General features: G+C 48.7%; 13 protein-coding genes. 5 read left to right on the top strand and 8 right to left on the bottom strand.

Annotation, left to right across the window (positions count from 1 at the left end; genetic code table 11):
- Positions 1-135 precede the first annotated feature (135 nt).
- Complete coding sequence (locus KDM90_RS10305) at positions 136-2,343, top strand: zinc ribbon domain-containing protein (RefSeq protein WP_212675524.1); 2,208 nt, start codon at positions 136-138, stop codon at positions 2,341-2,343.
- 109 nt (positions 2,344-2,452) lie between these two features.
- Positions 2,453-3,925, top strand: a complete 1,473-nt coding sequence (locus KDM90_RS10300; protein WP_212675523.1) for a protein kinase domain-containing protein — start codon at positions 2,453-2,455, stop codon at positions 3,923-3,925.
- A gap of 55 nt (positions 3,926-3,980) precedes the next feature.
- Here the strand turns inward: KDM90_RS10300 and KDM90_RS10295 are convergent, their stop codons facing one another.
- The 4 genes from KDM90_RS10295 to KDM90_RS10280 all read right to left on the bottom strand — a co-directional run bounded on the left by KDM90_RS10295 (position 3,981) and on the right by KDM90_RS10280 (position 9,141).
- Complete coding sequence (locus KDM90_RS10295; RefSeq protein ID WP_212675522.1) at positions 3,981-5,171, bottom strand: MFS transporter; 1,191 nt, start codon at positions 5,169-5,171, stop codon at positions 3,981-3,983.
- Between the two features lie 101 nt (positions 5,172-5,272).
- On the bottom strand, positions 5,273-5,764 hold the full coding sequence (locus tag KDM90_RS10290) for a MarR family winged helix-turn-helix transcriptional regulator (RefSeq protein ID WP_212675521.1): 492 nt from the start codon (positions 5,762-5,764) through the stop codon (positions 5,273-5,275).
- Between the two features lie 128 nt (positions 5,765-5,892).
- On the bottom strand, positions 5,893-7,287 hold the full coding sequence (locus tag KDM90_RS10285) for a DUF1501 domain-containing protein (RefSeq protein ID WP_212675520.1): 1,395 nt from the start codon (positions 7,285-7,287) through the stop codon (positions 5,893-5,895).
- 69 nt (positions 7,288-7,356) lie between these two features.
- The gene (locus KDM90_RS10280) at positions 7,357-9,141 is read right to left on the bottom strand and encodes a DUF1800 domain-containing protein (protein ID WP_230409732.1); all 1,785 of its coding nucleotides are present in this window, start codon (positions 9,139-9,141) and stop codon (positions 7,357-7,359) included.
- Positions 9,142-9,541: 400 nt separating this feature from the next.
- On the opposite strand from KDM90_RS10280, the gene KDM90_RS17950 reads away from it, so the two are divergent.
- Together KDM90_RS17950 and KDM90_RS10270 are read left to right on the top strand one after the other, a co-directional pair.
- Positions 9,542-10,435: a hypothetical protein gene (locus KDM90_RS17950; protein WP_230409731.1), complete on the top strand. Its 894-nt coding sequence runs from the start codon at positions 9,542-9,544 to the stop codon at positions 10,433-10,435.
- Positions 10,436-10,693: 258 nt separating this feature from the next.
- On the top strand, positions 10,694-11,560 hold the full coding sequence (locus KDM90_RS10270; RefSeq protein WP_212675519.1) for a hypothetical protein: 867 nt from the start codon (positions 10,694-10,696) through the stop codon (positions 11,558-11,560).
- A 56-nt stretch (positions 11,561-11,616) separates the two neighbouring features.
- Here the strand turns inward: KDM90_RS10270 and ygiD are convergent, their stop codons facing one another.
- Genes ygiD through KDM90_RS10250 form a run of 4 tightly spaced genes read right to left on the bottom strand, consistent with a single transcriptional unit; the run spans position 11,617 to position 14,127 of the window.
- Positions 11,617-12,399 carry a 4,5-DOPA-extradiol-dioxygenase gene (gene ygiD / locus KDM90_RS10265; protein WP_212675518.1) on the bottom strand — a complete coding sequence of 261 codons (783 nt, stop codon included), beginning with the start codon at positions 12,397-12,399 and terminating at the stop codon, positions 11,617-11,619.
- A gap of 31 nt (positions 12,400-12,430) precedes the next feature.
- Positions 12,431-13,129, bottom strand: a complete 699-nt coding sequence (locus tag KDM90_RS10260) for an aspartate/glutamate racemase family protein (protein WP_212675517.1) — start codon at positions 13,127-13,129, stop codon at positions 12,431-12,433.
- A 42-nt stretch (positions 13,130-13,171) separates the two neighbouring features.
- Positions 13,172-13,621, bottom strand: coding sequence for a hypothetical protein (locus KDM90_RS10255; RefSeq protein ID WP_212675516.1), 450 nt, complete (start codon positions 13,619-13,621; stop codon positions 13,172-13,174).
- A 14-nt stretch (positions 13,622-13,635) separates the two neighbouring features.
- Positions 13,636-14,127 carry a GNAT family N-acetyltransferase gene (locus tag KDM90_RS10250; RefSeq protein ID WP_212675515.1) on the bottom strand — a complete coding sequence of 164 codons (492 nt, stop codon included), beginning with the start codon at positions 14,125-14,127 and terminating at the stop codon, positions 13,636-13,638.
- Positions 14,128-14,448: 321 nt separating this feature from the next.
- On the opposite strand from KDM90_RS10250, the gene KDM90_RS10245 reads away from it, so the two are divergent.
- Complete coding sequence (locus KDM90_RS10245) at positions 14,449-17,862, top strand: EAL domain-containing protein (protein WP_212675514.1); 3,414 nt, start codon at positions 14,449-14,451, stop codon at positions 17,860-17,862.
- Positions 17,863-17,875: the final 13 nt, after the last annotated feature.

The following is a 17,875-nucleotide window of genomic DNA, read 5'->3' as shown; positions in this document are numbered from 1 at the left end:
TTTTTGCCTTCTATTCTGCGGGTTCGAAAATCGCTTGGATGCTATTCTTTTTTTGAAATAGGCAGGGGTTTCTTTGGCCTTAAAAATTTTCATTCGATGTCAATTCCCGACACCCGCCTCGGGATGGAGCTTGGTATGCGTAGCCTGTTTAGTTTTGCAAAGAAAAAATGTTCTCGTTGTGATCATGAAAACACACGCGATGCCAACTACTGTTCAGAATGTGGCTTGATGGTGGGAAGTCCCGTGCATGATACGGTCATGCGGCAGCAACGCTGGCTACCGGCGGACAATGAATTGGCGATTTTTTTCGCGGTGCGAACTTTGCGTCAATTGGCGACACAGTCATGGCAAATTCCGGCTCGCTCACGTGCATTCATCATGCAAAACCGACGCAGTATGGAATTGCCCGCCGGTGACTATGACATCGCGGCATTTTTGGCGAAGACGCCGCAATTGGATGCAGATCAATCGGCTGAAATTTTGCTGACGCGCTCGCTACCATTTGCCTTACTTTTCAATTTTGATGCGCTCCATTGTGCGCAGTTTTTGCCATTGCAAGCGAGTTGTTTGCTTCGTCTTAAAATCGAAAATACAGACGTTTTTTCTGAGCATTTTATGAGTGCGCCAGGCACCTTGACGACTAGCGATCTGGAACAATTGTTTCATGATCTGGTGCGGGTGCCTTTGCAGGCTTGGCTAAGCCAACATAGCTTGCGCGAGCTGCAAGATCGAGCCGATTTGCTGACACAACTCAACGAACATTTACTCAGTTGTTTCAATGCGTCCTTGGCGACTTATGGCCTCGCGGCGACCCAAGTTGTGATCAAGCAGTTATCGCATCAAAAATTAAATCGTGAACGCGAACACCAAGCGGAACAAGAATTCCGCCTCGATTTGCTGATAGATGGCAAAAAGCTCGATAAAGAAAAAACACAGCAATTAGATGCGCTGTATTCCGAAAAAGAATGGCAAAGCATTGCTAAGCAAGAAGAGCAAGTGCGTTTGCGCTATCGTCATGAGGAGATGCGTCAAGCCTTCAAGAAAGATCTTGGCTGGCTGTATATTCAAGGTGAACACGAGCAAGCAAAGAAACGTCTGAGTCGCGCCAAGCTCAAACAAGATGAAGCCGATCGTTTGCAGACTATTCGCCTGCGCGAGTTGGCTTTGTATGCCAGTATCGCGGAAGCAAAAGATAGAAAAGAAGCGATTGATGCGGGTGCAGTCGAGATGGTGCGCGAATTAGAACATCAAGCTCGTGCGAAATCTGAACAGCGTCAACAGCAAGCGGATGTATGGCTGCATGTACGAACCTTGGCACGGATCAAAATGCGTGCCGAATCCGAATTAGCCCAATTGCAGGCGCAGGAAACCAACAAGCTTTTGCAACAGCAAATTGCGCACAAGATCGACACTCTGCAGTTAGAACATGAGATTGCGCAAAGCCGTTTGATTGCCGATCAAGAACAGCAACGCGAACAGATGCAGATTTTGCAAGCGAAACAGGTTCGCCTGGCGCAACGCGAGCATGAACTTGAAGAAGAGCGTCATCAACATGCTTTGATCCAAATTAGTTTGGCAACGGAAATCCGCGCACGTGAATTTCAACGCACTCAGGAATGGGAGCAAGCGCTGCAACAAGAACGACATCAGAATCTACAGAGAGAACAGCATTTAAAAGAAGCGCAAGCGAATTTGCAGCGGGAGCGGATTGAGCAAGAAGCGCATGCCCTAGAACGTCAAACGGAACAAGCGCACGCAGTCATGCAACAAGAAAAATTGCAGCGCACTTTGGAGTTGCAAGCACGTTTTGAGCAGCAAGAGCAGCAACGCCAACACCAAGCCGCGGTGTCTGCTGCCGAAATCGAGGAAAGCCGCATGCGTACGCAAAGAGACCTGCAGCAACAAGAAATGGAACAAAGCTGGCGTCAGCAAAGGGAAATGGCGGAGTCTGCGCAACAACAGCAATTGGCTCTTGCCAAATTAGAGATAGAGCGTTTGAATGCGATCGCTCAGTTCAGTGAAACTGGCAAGATAGCGACTGCCAATCCACAGAATGCCCAAGCGCTTACCGAGATATTGAAGCTACAGACGCAAGCTGGGATGAGTGCGGAGCAGATTTTGGCGACACAAGCGGGGCAGTCTATGCATGCAGCACAGGCGATGAGTGCAATGGCGAGTCTTGAGCAAGGCATGAGCTTGGAACAAACCATGAAGATATTGCAGGATCGTTTGCGTGAAGAACGTGATCAAAGAGAGTTGGAATTGCAGCGTCGCCATCAAATTGATTTGACGATTTCGCAGGGTCTAGCGCAGAGCCTTGGACAGGGACGCGCCAATTGGTAGTTCCAAGTTACAAGTCTAGGCCGATCTAACGACAATAGACCTTTCGACACCAGTCATATTCACCCATAGCCCAACACAGAACGGTCAAAAGACGATGCCGACGCCTGCTATGCAAAAGCCATTACATAGAATTCGTGAGCTGCGCGAGCTGCTTACGGAGGGCATGCTCACTGAGCAGGAATTTGAACAACGAAAAAATGCCATTCTGGATCACGAATTTGGTGTACATGGCAGACTCGGTGGCGGCTTCATGCAACAACAGTCCCCGGATGGCACCGACTTAGGAATGGTGGTTGGGCAGGAATTGGGTGCGCAATCAAAACGTTATCAGTTGGAGCGCTTGTTAGGGCAAGGTGGCATGGGGCAGGTTTGGCAAGTGACCGATCTGGCGACGAAGGCTGCCTTAGGACGCAGTGAAACTTTGGCACTCAAAATACTGCCTTCACAGTGGACGCAGAGTAGTGTGCATACCCGGCTATTGATCGAAGAGGCGACCCTGGTCCGGAAGTTGGCGCATGAACATATTGTGCGCGTATTCGATTGGGGGCGAGATCCTGCCACGAATAGTTATTTCATTTTGATGGAATACCTTGATGGCGAAGACCTTGACCACTATTTACTCAAGCAAGGGCCGTGTAATTGGGAGCAGGTATATCGCATCTTATTACCCATCGCCCAAGCTTTGGATTATGCTTGGAAAAAGCATGGTTTGGTACATCGTGATCTCAAACCTAGCAATCTTTTGCTTACCAAGCAAGGTGAAATCAAACTGTTGGACTTTGGTATCTCAGCGCGTTTGCGTAGCCAAACAAATCCAGGTTTGGCATCGACAGATTGGGGGCATCCTCGGTCACCCCATGCCGGTACGGCTGGCTATCGTGCACCGGAAGCTGACATCGTTGTGGGTTCTATTCATCGTTTATCTACGACTGAGCAGATAGACGAAGTAGATGGCGCAATGATGCAGGAACAGCGTCAATCCAATCAACCTAGTCTCGATGTGTACGCGATGGCAGTGATGATCTATCAGATGCTAGAAGGGCGTTTGCCGTTTGGTGAATACCGACAAAAGGAGCAATTTGCACGCGCCCCGACAGCATTGAATGCCGCCCAATGGCAAGTATTACAGCAAGGGTTTGCATTGCAGGCTTCGCAACGACCAGCATCGACCTTGGATTTGTTGCAGGCTTTGGCGCAAGCGCAGACAAGAGTCAATGACAGCACACAAAGACCAACGCCGAGTTCTTCTGTGTCTAAGCAACACGTGGAAGCGAACTTGGTTGGCAAGGCGGTCTCGATTCCGGTTTCTATCGACCATGCAGCCATGCAGCGGGCAGAGCAACGGCGTCAACGAAAAATGCTGGAACAAGAACGTCGTCAGCAAGCCTCTGTCGCTTTACTCGCCTTGATGGAAAAGCAGCAGCGTCTACGCGCATCTGAGATGCAGGAGCGACGTGCAAAGACCGCGCAACCGAACCAGCAAGTCAATGCGAGTGAATCCGTGCAAGTGTCGACAGTGAGCTGGGAAGAGGCGCAACGCTATTTGGCAGCACTCAGTCGAAATGACAATGCTGCAAATTAGTGTTGTGTCTTAGAGGTACAACCGAGCTCTGGTGTTTTGCTTTTTAGGGTTTGTCTTAGTGCGTCGATTTGAGTGCACCCAAATACAGTGTTAGTGAGAGCAATGCAGTGCCGAATAGGACACCGAGCATGGGTAACGCGGTATGACTGATAGGAAGTAGTAAGGCCAAGAGTAGAGGGCCTGCGGCTTTGGCGACGAGAGCAGGTCCGGAGATCGCGCCTGAAATCGCGCCATAATTGTCTGGGCCAAAAAGTGCATGCGGGATGGTCCCACGCACGATCGTCATAATGCCATTGCTGAGACCATACAGCACACAAAAGACCGCGACGACCCATTCTTGTTGGCCAAATAAGAGCAAAGCTAAAAGTCCTGCTGGTAGCGCAGAAAAGGCAAATTTGCCGACCGTTTGCGGCATCAGATGACGCGCAAAACTCATTTCGCCAATGCGCCCAGCTACTTGGATTGGTCCTATCCATGCGGAGAGAAGAACCGCAATTGCAGCTGGATGACCATCGCGTTGTAAGATGGTAATTAAGTGCACAGACAGAGCGGAAAAGATAAAACTATTCGCGGCAAAGGCAAGTGCTAATTTCCAAAAAGCCTTATGTTGGAGTGCTTCTTTGAGACTATGACTGCGCACATGATTGGGTTGGGCTGCCAATGGCTTGGGACCTGTTGCCGCTTTGGGACTGAGTAAATGATGTAAGGGAAAGCAGACGAACAGTTGCAGCGCGGCATAGCCCAATAGAATTTCCCGCCAACTCCAATGATGCGTCAAATACAGCGTGGTCGGCCAAAAGATCGTACTTGCAAATCCAGCGAATAGCGTCAACACAGAAATCGCACGTCGCGTGTGCTCTTGAAATTCATGGGTTATTGTTGTGAATGCGGCTTCATAGAGAGTCAAAGACATCGCCAGTCCGAGCACGCTCCACGCGAAAAAATAACTGGCAATCTGTTCACTCTGGCTTAGCATGACTAAGCCGAGTGCACAGACGAGCGACCCAGTGCGCATAATCATTCTGCCGCCTTGGCGATCTAAGCGAATGCCGACTGCGGTTGAAAACAGCCCCGCGACTAGCAGACTCCAAGAAAAGGCTCCGTAGACGATCTCGCTACGCCAGCCAGTTTCACGTTGAATTTCAGGCGCAAGAATAGTGAACGTGTAGTACAGCATTCCCCACGACAAAATTTGAGAAATGGCGAGGATGGCGATCGTCTTGTAGCGAGATGGTTGGCTGAACATGAATGATGCTTGGTATGCCGGAGGTAGTGGGTTGATATGAGTTCTGCGCGTGTGACCTTGTCGGACGTGACCCGATCAAGCGTGACCCGGTCAGGTATCGATTAAGTCTCGCAAGGCATCTCAGTATTTGTTTGGTCTGACACGCTAGGACTCAATGCTTGGGCGATTTGCGGCTGCAAAGCTTCAATCAGAATCGCTAAAGACTCTTGTAACTGTGCATGCTTTTGTGGGGGAATTTGATCGAATACCTGAGCGGCATGGGCGTTCAATGCGGCTTCGAGTTTCTCGGCACGAATGCGACCAAACGCAGTCAAACTCAAACGCACGCTGCGTTTATCTTGTTCGTGCGGCAGCTTTGAAACGACACCGTCACTGACTAGCGCCTCAACGGCGCGACTGATCCAAGCCTTGTCGAGTGATAAGCGTTCGGCTAAAGCCTGTTGGGTAATGCCATCGACTCGCAATAATTCTGTCAGGACGTGACATTGTACGTTGGAGGCGCCATCGACACACGCTGTTTGGGCGCGTTGCGAACGAACAAACAAACGGCTGACTTCACGGACTAAGCCACCAGGGGAATCGAGTGCGGGCATGATTGGAATAATTTAGTTGAGATTGACAACTAAATCATAATAAGAGTCTGATTGGTTGTCAATCTCAACTAATTGCCTAGGCCCGCTTTTTGACCGCTTATTGCCCACTTATTGCCAGCTTGGAGATTTCAGACGAAGCCCAGATTGCGACTGCTAACATCAAAATTTTTCAAATTCGGTAGCAAGTCCAATAAGTCGCTGTCCGAGATTCCCATCCATTTGCCCAAGGTCGCCGCATATTGATCGACGGATGTTGTGGGGAGCAAGCGGCCTTGTCCGACATCGTCTGGTCCGTTATTGGCGACAACGGGGGCCGTGCCATAAAACTTCTTGCCTTGCACGGCACCGCCTACCATGAAGTGCATACTTCCCCATCCATGATCGCTACCGTCGTTATTCCCGGTCAAAGTGCGTCCAAAGTCGGATGCGGTGAACGCGGTTACTTGATCCGCAACCCCTAATTCGACGGTGGCTGTATAGAATGCTTGCAGCGCATCGGCGACCGTACTGAGTAAGGCAGGATGTTCGGTGAGTAAGCCGTCATGGGTATCAAACCCGCCCAAGGAAACAAAGAAAACTTGTCGTTTCGCGTTCAAAGTCGGCGCAACCGAGATCATCCGCGCGACCATTTTGAGCTGACTCGCGAGTTTATTGTCGGCAGGGAAAACCGTAGTGATGGGCGGTGCGCTAGCAAGTGCCGTGCTCAGTACTTGATCGGCATCGATCGAACGTGCGGTGACACGGTTGTATTCATTCTCAAACAAATGCGTGCGTGCTTGCGTCATGATTTGCCGGAGCGCGTCCGAACAAGCGGTTGATCCAAATAGTGGCGCTTGCAACCCATCAAAAGGAACGGAGCCGTTACTGGTCACTTGATATTGGACTGCTTGTTTGCCAGCTAGATACACCGCATTCCCCGATACATTGATACATGTGAACGTTGCTTTCCCATTGCCACTGACAAAGAGATCACCCATTCGTCCGCCCCAGCCTGAACTGGCGCCCTCTGGCGATGAGGATTGCCAGATCGATTGCTGATCATTGTGCGAAAAAAGCTTAGGGGGCAAAGGCACCGCCTTGCTGAGGTACTCATCTTTGCTAGTCGGTTGGATCAAACTACCAACATTGAGTAGTACGCCCATTTTTCCTGCGTCAAACAATGGCAATAATTTCCCTAGCTCAGGCGCGAGTGCAAATTGTCGCGCAACGCCATTTCTGTCGACCGGTGTAGTCACAGCATTGAGAACCGTTGCCGCTAGTTTGTCACGTGGATACGCTAAGCTAGGACGCAAGCTTTGATAGGCATTGTAATTTGCACTGTCATAAGGAATCAGTGTATTGGCATAGTCGTTACCGCCATACAAAAACACGCAGACTATTGCTTTGTAGTCCTGTGCGTTGGCTGCGGAGGCCTCGGCGATGGTGGCGAGATTAAGCGCCCACGGTGTGGCAATTCCTGCCATCGACAAGGTGCTCATTCTTTGTAAAAAGGCGCGACGTGAAGCGTTCGTGTGTTGGCTCATGATGAATTCTCTTTATTGATGTCAATATGTGTTGTGCTCGATGCGCGTTGCTGTCTGACTGGGGCTGCGCTATTTCAAGACAATAAATTCAGGTGTCGCCAACACGAGTGTCAGCGCGGCATGAATGCGGAGCAATTTGGCGCGATCCGTTGTAAAGGGCATGGTTCCGATTGCATTTTGTATGCGTTGTAGGGTACCGAGATCAAGTTGGCCTGCCGCGAGTAATAAATTCATTTCGCCGACCAAGGCAACTGGATCATGTGCGAGTGCCATCAAACCACTGTAATCTGCTTTTAAGTCATTCCCGCCGCGCATACCATCGATGGTATTCTGCATAAAATTGAGATAGCCAACCACGGAAGATTCATTCACGATTTGCATTTCTGGCGCAATCAATCCAGCATTGGCGATAGCGGTATTCGGTGGAACATAGCCGGGTCGATAAAAATTGAATACGCTTGGTGAGCGCAATGGACTCTGTCCTAATTTTGTGCCGGCGTCGCTGGTGTCGCCGATGCGCCAAGTGTCGCTCGGCGAGCTTGCGTTGAAGGCACGTGCCCACGCACAAAAACGCAAAATAGGTTCACGAATTTTGCCCGCCTGCGGATTGAAAACAAACTCTGTCAAGCTCGATGTCGCTAGGTTTCTGCCGCGTGCTTCGGGATCTAAAAGGATCGCTTTGACTACGGCGCCTAAATCACCCCGTACACCAAAAGCGTTAGCGTTAAATACAGCCGAAATGCGCGCAACATAAGCGGGCGAAGGATTGCTGGTCACAAGTTTTTGTATCAGTTGTTTGCCGATGAAAGGAGCAACGTTCGGATGCGCAAAAAGTATGTCGAGACTTAATTTGAGTGCCTCCTCGCCACTGATGCCTGCAGGGATCGTTTTACCTAAAAAGCTTGACGCACCTGTTTCATGTTTGTTGGGATATTGACGTAAAGGACGACGATGGTAATCCGGGGTCGATGTATTGCTCTGCGCGAGGTCGAAGTCCCAACCTGTGAACACCCGCGCCAATCCCGTGATGTCTTCTAATTGATAGGTTTCTACCGGCACGCCATTTTGCGTGATGACGCTGCCATCTTGATTCAGATTCACCAGCCCAATACTAAAAAGTTGCATGAGTTCACGTGCATAGTTTTCGTCTGGTAAAGCACCGGTGGCGGGATTGAATTTGGTATTGCCTCGGTAAGTGAGGTACAAGCTCATACTGGTGCTGGTCGAGATTTTCTGGAGTAAATCTCGATAATTACCAAAACAGTTTGCCTCCAATAGATCGAGATAATGTGCTGCAGCAAACGCTTTCCAACCACCGCCGTTGACTAAGCCATCAATGCTGATGACGAAAATTTCTGAGAGCGCAAAACAAACACGTTGACGCAGTGTATCGGGCGATTGAATTAATTTGCGCCACGCACAGGAATCAAAACCAGCTTGTGAATTGCGAAATTCGCTGGCATTCATTCCCTTGGTGACTAACCAATCCCAGCGACTTAGGGATGCCGGCATTTGCATTTGTTGATCAATCCAAGCGCTGTAGCCAAGTGTTTGCACTTTCTTGATTTCCGTGCGACTGGCTCCCATTCCCGCCTGCATAAGAAAACGCGCGGCGGCCTGTTCTGTAATCGGGATTGGCAATAACTGCGCGCTCGATGGCGCGGTTTCTGGCGGCGGTGCTGCGCTGCTAAGGCTGCTCGTGTTCAGACCGTCATTACCCCCGCAAGCACTCAGAACACTAGCACTGCCGATCGCGAGCAAGCCCGACTTTGTGGGAGAGGATGTCTCAATGGTGTCGGTCGCTTGCTGTGGTGCGCCGTCGTCCTGCATAGTTTGATCAAATTCCGTTAACATAGGGGCCTCATAGTTTTTGCTAGGTAAAGGTCATGCGCTGAGTTGATAGACTAGGGCGCAAAGAAAGACGAAACAAGATTGTCGCGAGCACGGTTTGTAAGCAAATGTGAGCGGATACCTAGCATCGTTTGCTGGCGGATCTGAAGCGAAACGGGGAATTTCAAACGAGATTACAGGTATCTTTTGTTACATCTCTTGCGTATTTACACATTTAATTGACGGTATTTAAGGTGGTTTTGCAGTGTTTAGCCGCTTATTTGGCTCCACCGAGTCTTGCTTTGCTTATCTAAATAGTTTGGCAACATTGGACAAATGAAAGACGAAATCCGCGTTTAATTCACAGACTTGCAATGCTTTGATACAAGCAATGCACCAGTTTGATGTATCCTTGCGAACTTCCATGAAATCCCGAGTATCTGAAACACATCGCATGAAGTTGTACACCGAGTCACGAGAACGTGAGTTAGAAGAAGCAGGCGTTATTCATATTGAATTGCGAATCCGGCCAAAGCGCCTGATCGCGATTCTGCTCGTGCTTCTAATGCATGGATTGTTTTTCTATTTGCTTTTGAAAATTCGAGCAGATATTCAGAATGGTAAGCCAGTAAGTGGACCGATGATGTTTATCATGGATACGATTAAGCAAGTGAAGAAAGGCGAGCCGGAGCCGCCAAAAGCGGCGTCCAAGTCGCAACCGGTGCGAAGCAAGCCAGTTAAAACGGCAAAAGCAGCCTTACCGACACCACCCAATCCGAACGCGATTGTCGATCCTAAATTGGTGGTCGAACCGCCTAAAAAATATGATGACGTTGTCCCTGATATGGCGGCAATGATTAAAGCTGCACGCGATCGTCGTCAGCAAGCGGAAGATAATGCTGCAGCAGAAAATCGTGCGGCAGAACAAGGACAGCGCGGTCTAAGTCCTCAGCAAATTGCAGAGGCGAATGTCAAACGAAGTATGCAACAGGCGAGCGGTCAAGATGGCACAAGTGGCGTCTTCCAGATTGTCAGTAAAAGTGTGCGGGTTGGAACCTTTACTTTCCGTGGTTGGAAGGTGAATAGCAATGGCTGGAAGCAGACAATTGAGGTCGATGCAGGCGTAGGTGGAAACCTCGATTTAGCGATGGTTCGGAAAATGATTGAAATCATTCGCACCCACTACAAAGGAGATTTCCGTTGGGAGTCGAACCGACTACGGCGCGTCGTTAATCTTTCAGCGCGGGTAGAAGATAGTGCGGAATTGGAGGCCTTTATGCTCGAAGAGTTTCCAGAATTTGCTAAACCCAAACGTTAATCTTGGGTCGAAGAAGCATGCTTCGCTGAGCTGCAATAAACCTGCAAACAATCGCTTTGGGGCTATACCGCAGTACTTTACTCTTTTCCCTTTGATTTCTTCCCTTGATCTTTATCCTTCGGTCTCCTGAACAAATGTCCATATAGCGGAGCGAGGATGTTCTCATTTCTAACTCAATTTCAAGGGCTTCTGATACGAGCCTTGCTTATAACCTCTTGTGTGGGGATCAGTGCATGCCAATCTGTGCAGGATCAACGCATGCGTTTGCCAGAGGGATTTGAAATCCGTACGCAACTAGAAACTTTGCAAAGGCCTCACGCGCAATTTCAGGATCGCCATTTTGAGCAAGCCAGTTCGCGTTTTGCCGTGCGGAACGTAGCAATTTCACCTGCTAGATCCGAACGTCATGCACAACAGATCTCGCAAAGTGGTAGCAATAGCCTACAACTGCAAAACACTGATCGAATCACGCGTCTTTTGTGGGATGATTTACTCGGAATACAAGCGACAAAACGGCAGCGATACCAAGAAACGATAGAGCGGGAGTTTCGATTTCAAGTCATGCCAGCGCTCGATATGAAGGATAAAAAGGATACAAAGGATACAAAGTCGATTAGTGATATTGTCGAAATCCAATGTCAAGCGGGGCAATACGAAGCAATCGATCATCTTGAAAGAAGCGCGCCTGATGGCAAAGGTAAAGAAAGAAATTCTCACACAACAAAACGTCAGCGCCTTGATAGTCACTTGCGTTGTGAACTCGATCTTGATCACACGACCTGGCATCTTTCGGTTGATCGCGAAGGTGAACAAGCACTCCAGATACAGTTGCGTAGCGCACATGTTGTAGGCGCCCAAGTCGACTTTAGGATTCAACAGGAACGCGCTAGCGAGTTTTTACTGAACGGCGAATGGCGCGATGCGCCTTTTCCGTTCAGTGCAGCAGCTGGTTTACTTTTCTTTCAGGGTGATGCGCTAGTTGCCGCGCTCTCGTTCGATGGGCGCGCACCAAAAATATGGTTGGATCAGAAAATAGAAACGCGTACCAAGCAATTGCTTTTTGCCGCTTCGTATTCTTTGCTCATGTATGACTGGTTGGACCCCACGTGGCGTGAAGCTCTTTAACATACGACGTAAATCGACTCCGCACTAGCGGAGTCGATGAATATTGACGACAGTGATCAGCTTGGTGCATGCACCACAACAGTCGTCATACTAATTGAGCCCATTACTAATTCATCATTGCAAATGTCAATTGTTTCGCCTGCCCGTTTGGCCCCTAATACGTAGAGCAAAGGTAAATAATGTTCTACGGTGGGAACAGACAGTAGTGCGTCGTTGCCGAAACTCGGATAGTCAATGACCGTGGAAAATTTCTCGTCACGAATCGCGCCTTGAATCGCACGATCAAATCGTTGTGCCCAGTCATACGCAGTGATGCGTGGATCAAGTCGGCGCAGGTTGTGGACGATGTTTCCACTCGCAAGCAACATGATCCCTTCATCTCGTAAACTGGCTAATCGCTGCCCCAATTGAAAGTGAAACTCGGCTGGTTCGTGCAAATTGAGACTGAGTTGGACAACCGGAATATCAGCTTGCGGGAACATTTTCATCAGTACCGACCAAGTGCCGTGATCTAAACCCCAAGATTGATCCTGCATGACCGCGATGGGAGCGAGGCAGTCGGCGACTCTTTGTGCCAGCGCGGGACTGCCGGGCGCTGGGTAGCGGGCGGCGAAAAGTGCCGGCGGAAAACCACCGAAATCATGAATGGTCTCAGGGTACTCCATGGCTGTCACTGCGACAGAGGTCGTCATCCAATGCGCTGAGATTGCCAGGATCGCTTTCGGCTTAGGAAAACGCGCGCCTATTGCATGCCATTCTCTGGTAAAAGCATTCTCTTCGAGTGCATTCATGGGACTTCCATGTCCCACAAAAATGGCTGGTTGGATTGTTGAGCTCATTGAATTTCCATCTTTCTATCTTAAAAATTGTCTATTCGGTTTTTCCTAACGCGGCGAATGCCGCACTTTTTGCATGTAGGCTGGTGGTATCAAATAGTGGAACGCTGGCATGTTGTGCCTGAATCAGCAGTGAAATCTCGGTGCAGCCCAAGATGATTGCTTGTGCGCCCTGTTCGATCAACACGGCAATGATTCGTTGGAATTCGATGCGAGAGTGGTCATTGATCACGCCTAGGCACAGTTCCTCGTAAATAATGCGATGAATCAGAACACGGTCTTGTTCGTTCGGAGTGATGACTTGCAACCCATGTTGTTGTAGACGATCTTTGTAGAACGCTTGCTCCATTGTAAATCGGGTGCCAAGCAAGCCTATTTTTTGCAAGCTCTGCGCTTTGATCGCGTGTGCTGTCGGATCTGCGATGTGGATGAACGGGATTGCGACCGCTGCTTGGATTTGTTCGGCAACGATATGCATGGTGTTCGTGCATAACACTAAGAGTTCTGCGCCAGCTTTTTCTAATCCTTGGGCAATCTCTGCGAGCATTTTGCCAGCTTGCGCCCAATCACCTTGCCTTTGTAAGCTTTCGATTGCATGGAAATCGACACTGTAGAGTATCACTTTGGCAGAGTGTAAACCGCCTAACTCCTGCTTGATGGTTTGGTTGATTTGACGATAGTAAGGAATGGTGGATTCCCAACTCATACCGCCGATCATGCCGATGGTTTTCATTGATCTACCTTTGTGCGCTGAATTTTTATCATGATACGGTGTTTACGGTAATTTCAAACGGCGTTTGACGAGCGTGGTTTCATCGCCGGCTGAATTAGTTTGAATTTCAAGTTCCACATTTTTTTCGATTTTGCCCCATGTCACTTGTTTTAACTTTCCGAGCGGGAGTTTGCTGTGGACGGTGACGGTATTCTTATCGCGACGAAAACTCGCAATCTCTTTGCTACCTGTCATTTGGTAGACCGCATATTGACCACTCGGCGAGATACTAAATTCCGTACATTGGCAAAGATGGCGTTTTTCAAAATACAAAAATTTGAAACTTCGATCACTATGCCAACGGCCGCTGACATTGATTTGCTTCGACTCTTGAAAACGATAGCCATTGCCAAGGTCTTTATTTGTTTGCGTTAATACCTGTGCGGAAAGATCACCTAAAGTCAGCATTGAGATTGTCGCGAAATAGGCGGCATAGATTAGAGCGATACGCATTGTGTGTTTGCCTATCATTGTCCTACCTCGTGGGCAGTGGCTTGGGCAGGCAAGTTCAGCTGCATGGGAATAAACCTAAGGCCGTGCGTTTCTTGTTGTTCGGCGCTTGCTAAGAAGCCGAATTTTGCATACATCTTTTCAGCAAATAGAGAAGAGTTCACGGTAAAAATACCGAGATTGCCTGTATCGATGGCATGCGCCTTCGCATGTTCCCACAAACGGCGCGCGTATCCACGACCATGAAATTCCGGGAGAATAAAGAAATGGTAGACATGACTGTTGTCGCGCAACGCTATCGTGCCGACCATTGCGTCATGCTCATCACAGATCAACCAATACTCAAATTGAGACGACAAGAGTCGTTCTTCCATCGCACTGACGGTAATGCTGTCAAAAAACTGTTCTGCGCCTCGACCGTCTTTAGCAATAGTGAAAAAAGGTGCGACCAGCTTGGCTAGCTGGCTTAATTGCGTGGCGTCACTCGAAATAGCGCGCCGGATAGACATAGTATTCATGAAGTTTGAAACTGAATTTTTGCAGTAAGTTAGAGGTATTATGCTTTAAATCAGTGCGCTGCGTTCGAGCTTCGTCAGGTGCCAAGGCAGATGCAAATACGGCAGGCAACTTTTGGGGAACTGGACTGGCAATTTCTGATCTAAATTAAGACTTCATGCGCTTGCTTGCCAATCTTGTTTGTTTTAACTCATTTGTGTCGATTTAGACATAGACCTCGTTGGATAATTCAGGCAATCTGATCGGCTAAGAAAAAGGTAAGAATTGAACGATGTCGGTGTCTTCCTCGATTGCTTGATAAAGGATAGTTTCTTGTGTTTGGACTAACTCGTCAGCGTTTTGTATTGCTTGCAACTACGATGTATATCGTGTTTGCTTTGGCTTGGATTTTTTTATCTGACCAATTGCTTGCGATGTTTGCAGATGTCAGTTCGGTGGTTTGGCTATCCACAGTCAAGGGAGTGTTTTTTGTAGTGGCGACGGCTACCTTGTTCTATTTTTCCATGCATGCAGTGCCAAATTCAGAAACCCGGCATAAGTCAGAGTACTTTCAAATTTCTGCCCAAAGCAGCCTTCTGCGCCCCCATTCGCTTTGGTTGGTCTATGGCCTCACCTTGGCACTAACGATAGCCATGCTCGTCTTGCATCAGACCGTCATCTTGCGGATGCATGGTCAACCTATGTTGATCCTATTTATTTTTCCCATTGTTTTGAGCGCGATGCTTGGCGGCTTTTGGCCAGGATTATTGTCCACATCTTTGGCGGCAGCTGGCATCTATTGGCTTGCGAACTTTCCCCTCAATGGAAGTGTTAAAGCAGATAGCACGTTTTTACTGCAGTGGATGTTCTTTGTGCTAAATGGCTTGGCAGTGAGTGTGTTAAGCGAGTTGCTTAAACGTTCACTCGCAAAAGATGAACAGCAGCGACATTTGTTGGATGCGATTGTGTCAAGTACGTCTGACGCTATTTTCGTCAAGGATTTGCAAGGCCGTTATGTGTTGGCGAATCGCGCCGTTTCCCAGCATTTAGAAAAGTCGTTGGAACAAGTTATTGGCGCGCAAGATAGCGAATTGTTCCACGAACTGACGGCAACAGGGATGTCAGCCAAGGATCAATCGATTGTGGATAACAGACGCATCGATAATTATGAGACCGAATTAACGACGTTAGCTGGCAAAACCCGCACATTCTTGGTTACCAAGGGGCCTCTTCTTGATGCTAAAGGCGATGTTTGCGGGGTATTTGGAATCTCTCACGATATAACCGAACGCAAACAGATTGAAGAGGATTTGCGTTTGGTTTTGCAAGAAGCAGGCGATGCGATTTGGATATGTGATTCGCAAGAAAGGTTTTTGTTTGCTAATCCTTCGGCGTTGCGATTGACCGGACATACTTTGCAGCAGATTCAGACCATGCATATCGCTGACTTGTTGGACGAACGCGATCGAGCGATGCTGCCTGAGCACCTACGTGTCTTGCAGACAGAAAGGTATGTGCGCAGTGATTGGGCCATCTTGCGGTTGGATGGGGAAATCGTGCAAGTTGACCTTTCGACTGCGCGTTTGCCGGATGGACGCTACATAGCGTTCGGTCGTGATCTTACCGAAATGCATGTGGCACAGAATGCATTGCGTGAACGGGAGCAACAACTTGAACGCGTATTGGAAGGGACGGACCAAGGCTATTGGGATTGGAACTTAGAGACGAATCAATTTGAAGTGAGTGCGCGCTGGGAAACGATGCTGGGATATGAGCCTGGTGAATTGGACATGCACCCCGACAATTGGAGTACTTTGGTTCACCCCAAGGAATATGCCAAAGCATTGGATTCGATCCAACAGCATTTAGCCGGAAAGTCACCGCTGCATGAATTGGAATTGCGTTGTAAAACAAAAAATGGTGAATGGCGCTGGATTTTAACCCGTGGCAAAGTGGTCGAGCGCGCGCAAGATGGAACGCCCTTACGGATGTCGGGAACCCATACGGATATCAGTACGCGGAAGCAATTGGAGTTGGCGCAAAAAGACGCCTTTACTGTGTTCTCAAGTAGCTATGAGGGAATCATGGTGGTTGGAACGAACGGTTTGATCAGCAAGGTGAACCCTAGTTTTAGCCGCATCACCGGATACACGGAAGCCGAAGTGCTGGGTCGTAGTCCGAAACTTTTGTCATCCGGGAAGCATAGTGAAGATTTCTATCGCCATTTGTGGATGGATTTGTCGAAGAATGATTTCTGGTGTGGCGAAATTTGGAATCGCCGTAAGTCTGGCGAGAACTATATCGAACTCTTGTCGATATCGACTGTACGAGATGAATCCGGCGCAGTGCTGCATTACATTGGCGTCTTTTCCGATATTAGTTTGCTGAAGGAACATGAAGCAGAACTAGACAAGATTGCACACTATGACACGCTGACCGGCTTGCCGAATCGACGACTACTCGGCGACCGTTTGTCGCAGGCCTTGATCCGAGCAGAAAGAGATGCGAGTCTATTGGCGGTGTGTTTTCTGGATTTGGATGGTTTTAAAGCAGTCAATGACGAGTTTGGACATCATATTGGCGATGAGCTATTGATTGGTGTGACCGAACATCTACGGTCGGTGCTTCGCGCCAACGACACCTTGGCTCGTCTTGGTGGCGATGAGTTTGTTATCTTGTTGTCGGATATGCAGTCTGAAGGCGAGTGTCGTCAAATTCTTGATAGAGTCTTGCTCGCCGTTGCTAGGACCGTGAGAATTGATCAAATCGTTTTGCATGTCTCCGCGAGCATTGGTGTCAGTATGTATCCAGACGACCATGCGGATGCAGATAGCTTATTGCGACATGCAGATCAGGCCATGTATATCGCGAAAAATGCCGGTAAAAATCGCTTCCATATGTTTGATCCCGAGAGTGATCGTAAGGCGCAATTTCATCGGAACTATTTGGATACCTTGAATTTAGCGTTGGTGAACAATGAATTTGTTTTGTATTACCAGCCGAAGGTGGATTTGCGTGATGGTCGATTGGTCGGTGCGGAAGCGTTGTTGCGATGGGTGCATCCTGAACGCGGCGTATTACCACCGGGTGAATTTTTATCTCATATTCACGGTAGTCCTTTAGACCACCAATTGGGCGATTGGGTTATCCGACAAGCACTTGCACAAGGTGAACGCTGGCATCAGCAAGGCTTGCAATTAAGTTTGAGTGTAAATATTAGTGCGGATCATTTAATCCAGAAAAATTTTGCTGAGCGCTTGGGTTTAGCGTTAGCGCAGCATCCTGGACATCCCGCCCATTGCTTTGAATTAGAGGTGTTAGAGACCGCTGCAATTGCTGATATCGAACACGCTGTATTGATTTTGCAAGAGTGTCGTCGTCTTGGCGTGCATTTTTCCTTAGATGATTTTGGAACGGGTTATTCTTCCCTGACTTATTTAAGGAAGTTACCGATTGATACGCTTAAAATCGACCAGAGTTTTGTGCGCGATATGCTACAAGACAAAGACGATCTGGAAATTGTTGAAAGTGTGGTGCGATTGGCTCACGCCTTTCATCGCGTGGTCATCGCTGAGGGTGTCGAGACGATGGAGCATGGCGCAGTTTTGCTCGAATTAGGGTGTTATTTGGCCCAAGGATATGGTATTGCGCGTCCCATGCCAGCTGAAGAGTTATTGAGTTGGTCAGAAAAATGGCAGACCGAACGCGCCTGGTTGAAGCTCAATATGGCGAAGGACAGCGCAAATTGAGTAAAATCGAGTA

Origin of the sequence: Affinundibacterium fentianense (genome assembly GCF_018139545.1) — a bacterium.
Classification (GTDB): Bacteria; Pseudomonadota; Gammaproteobacteria; order Burkholderiales; family Burkholderiaceae_D; genus Undibacterium; species Undibacterium fentianense.
The sequence above is the reverse complement of the archived record's forward strand: the minus strand, read 5'-3'. Positions and strand labels throughout refer to the sequence as shown.

Excerpts from the sequence above, each read along its gene's own strand:
- KDM90_RS10305 (WP_212675524.1), top strand. The coding sequence starts at position 136 with ATGCGTAGCCTGTTTAGTTTTGCAAAGAAAAAATGTTCTCGTTGTGAT.
- KDM90_RS10300 (WP_212675523.1), top strand. The coding sequence starts at position 2,453 with ATGCAAAAGCCATTACATAGAATTCGTGAGCTGCGCGAGCTGCTTACG.
- KDM90_RS10295 (WP_212675522.1), bottom strand. The coding sequence starts at position 5,171 with ATGTTCAGCCAACCATCTCGCTACAAGACGATCGCCATCCTCGCCATT.
- KDM90_RS10290 (WP_212675521.1), bottom strand. The coding sequence starts at position 5,764 with ATGCCCGCACTCGATTCCCCTGGTGGCTTAGTCCGTGAAGTCAGCCGT.
- KDM90_RS10285 (WP_212675520.1), bottom strand. The coding sequence starts at position 7,287 with ATGAGCCAACACACGAACGCTTCACGTCGCGCCTTTTTACAAAGAATG.
- KDM90_RS10280 (WP_230409732.1), bottom strand. The coding sequence starts at position 9,141 with ATGTTAACGGAATTTGATCAAACTATGCAGGACGACGGCGCACCACAG.
- KDM90_RS17950 (WP_230409731.1), top strand. The coding sequence starts at position 9,542 with ATGAAATCCCGAGTATCTGAAACACATCGCATGAAGTTGTACACCGAG.
- KDM90_RS10270 (WP_212675519.1), top strand. The coding sequence starts at position 10,694 with ATGCGTTTGCCAGAGGGATTTGAAATCCGTACGCAACTAGAAACTTTG.
- ygiD (WP_212675518.1), bottom strand. The coding sequence starts at position 12,399 with ATGAGCTCAACAATCCAACCAGCCATTTTTGTGGGACATGGAAGTCCC.
- KDM90_RS10260 (WP_212675517.1), bottom strand. The coding sequence starts at position 13,129 with ATGAAAACCATCGGCATGATCGGCGGTATGAGTTGGGAATCCACCATT.
- KDM90_RS10255 (WP_212675516.1), bottom strand. The coding sequence starts at position 13,621 with ATGCGTATCGCTCTAATCTATGCCGCCTATTTCGCGACAATCTCAATG.
- KDM90_RS10250 (WP_212675515.1), bottom strand. The coding sequence starts at position 14,127 with ATGTCTATCCGGCGCGCTATTTCGAGTGACGCCACGCAATTAAGCCAG.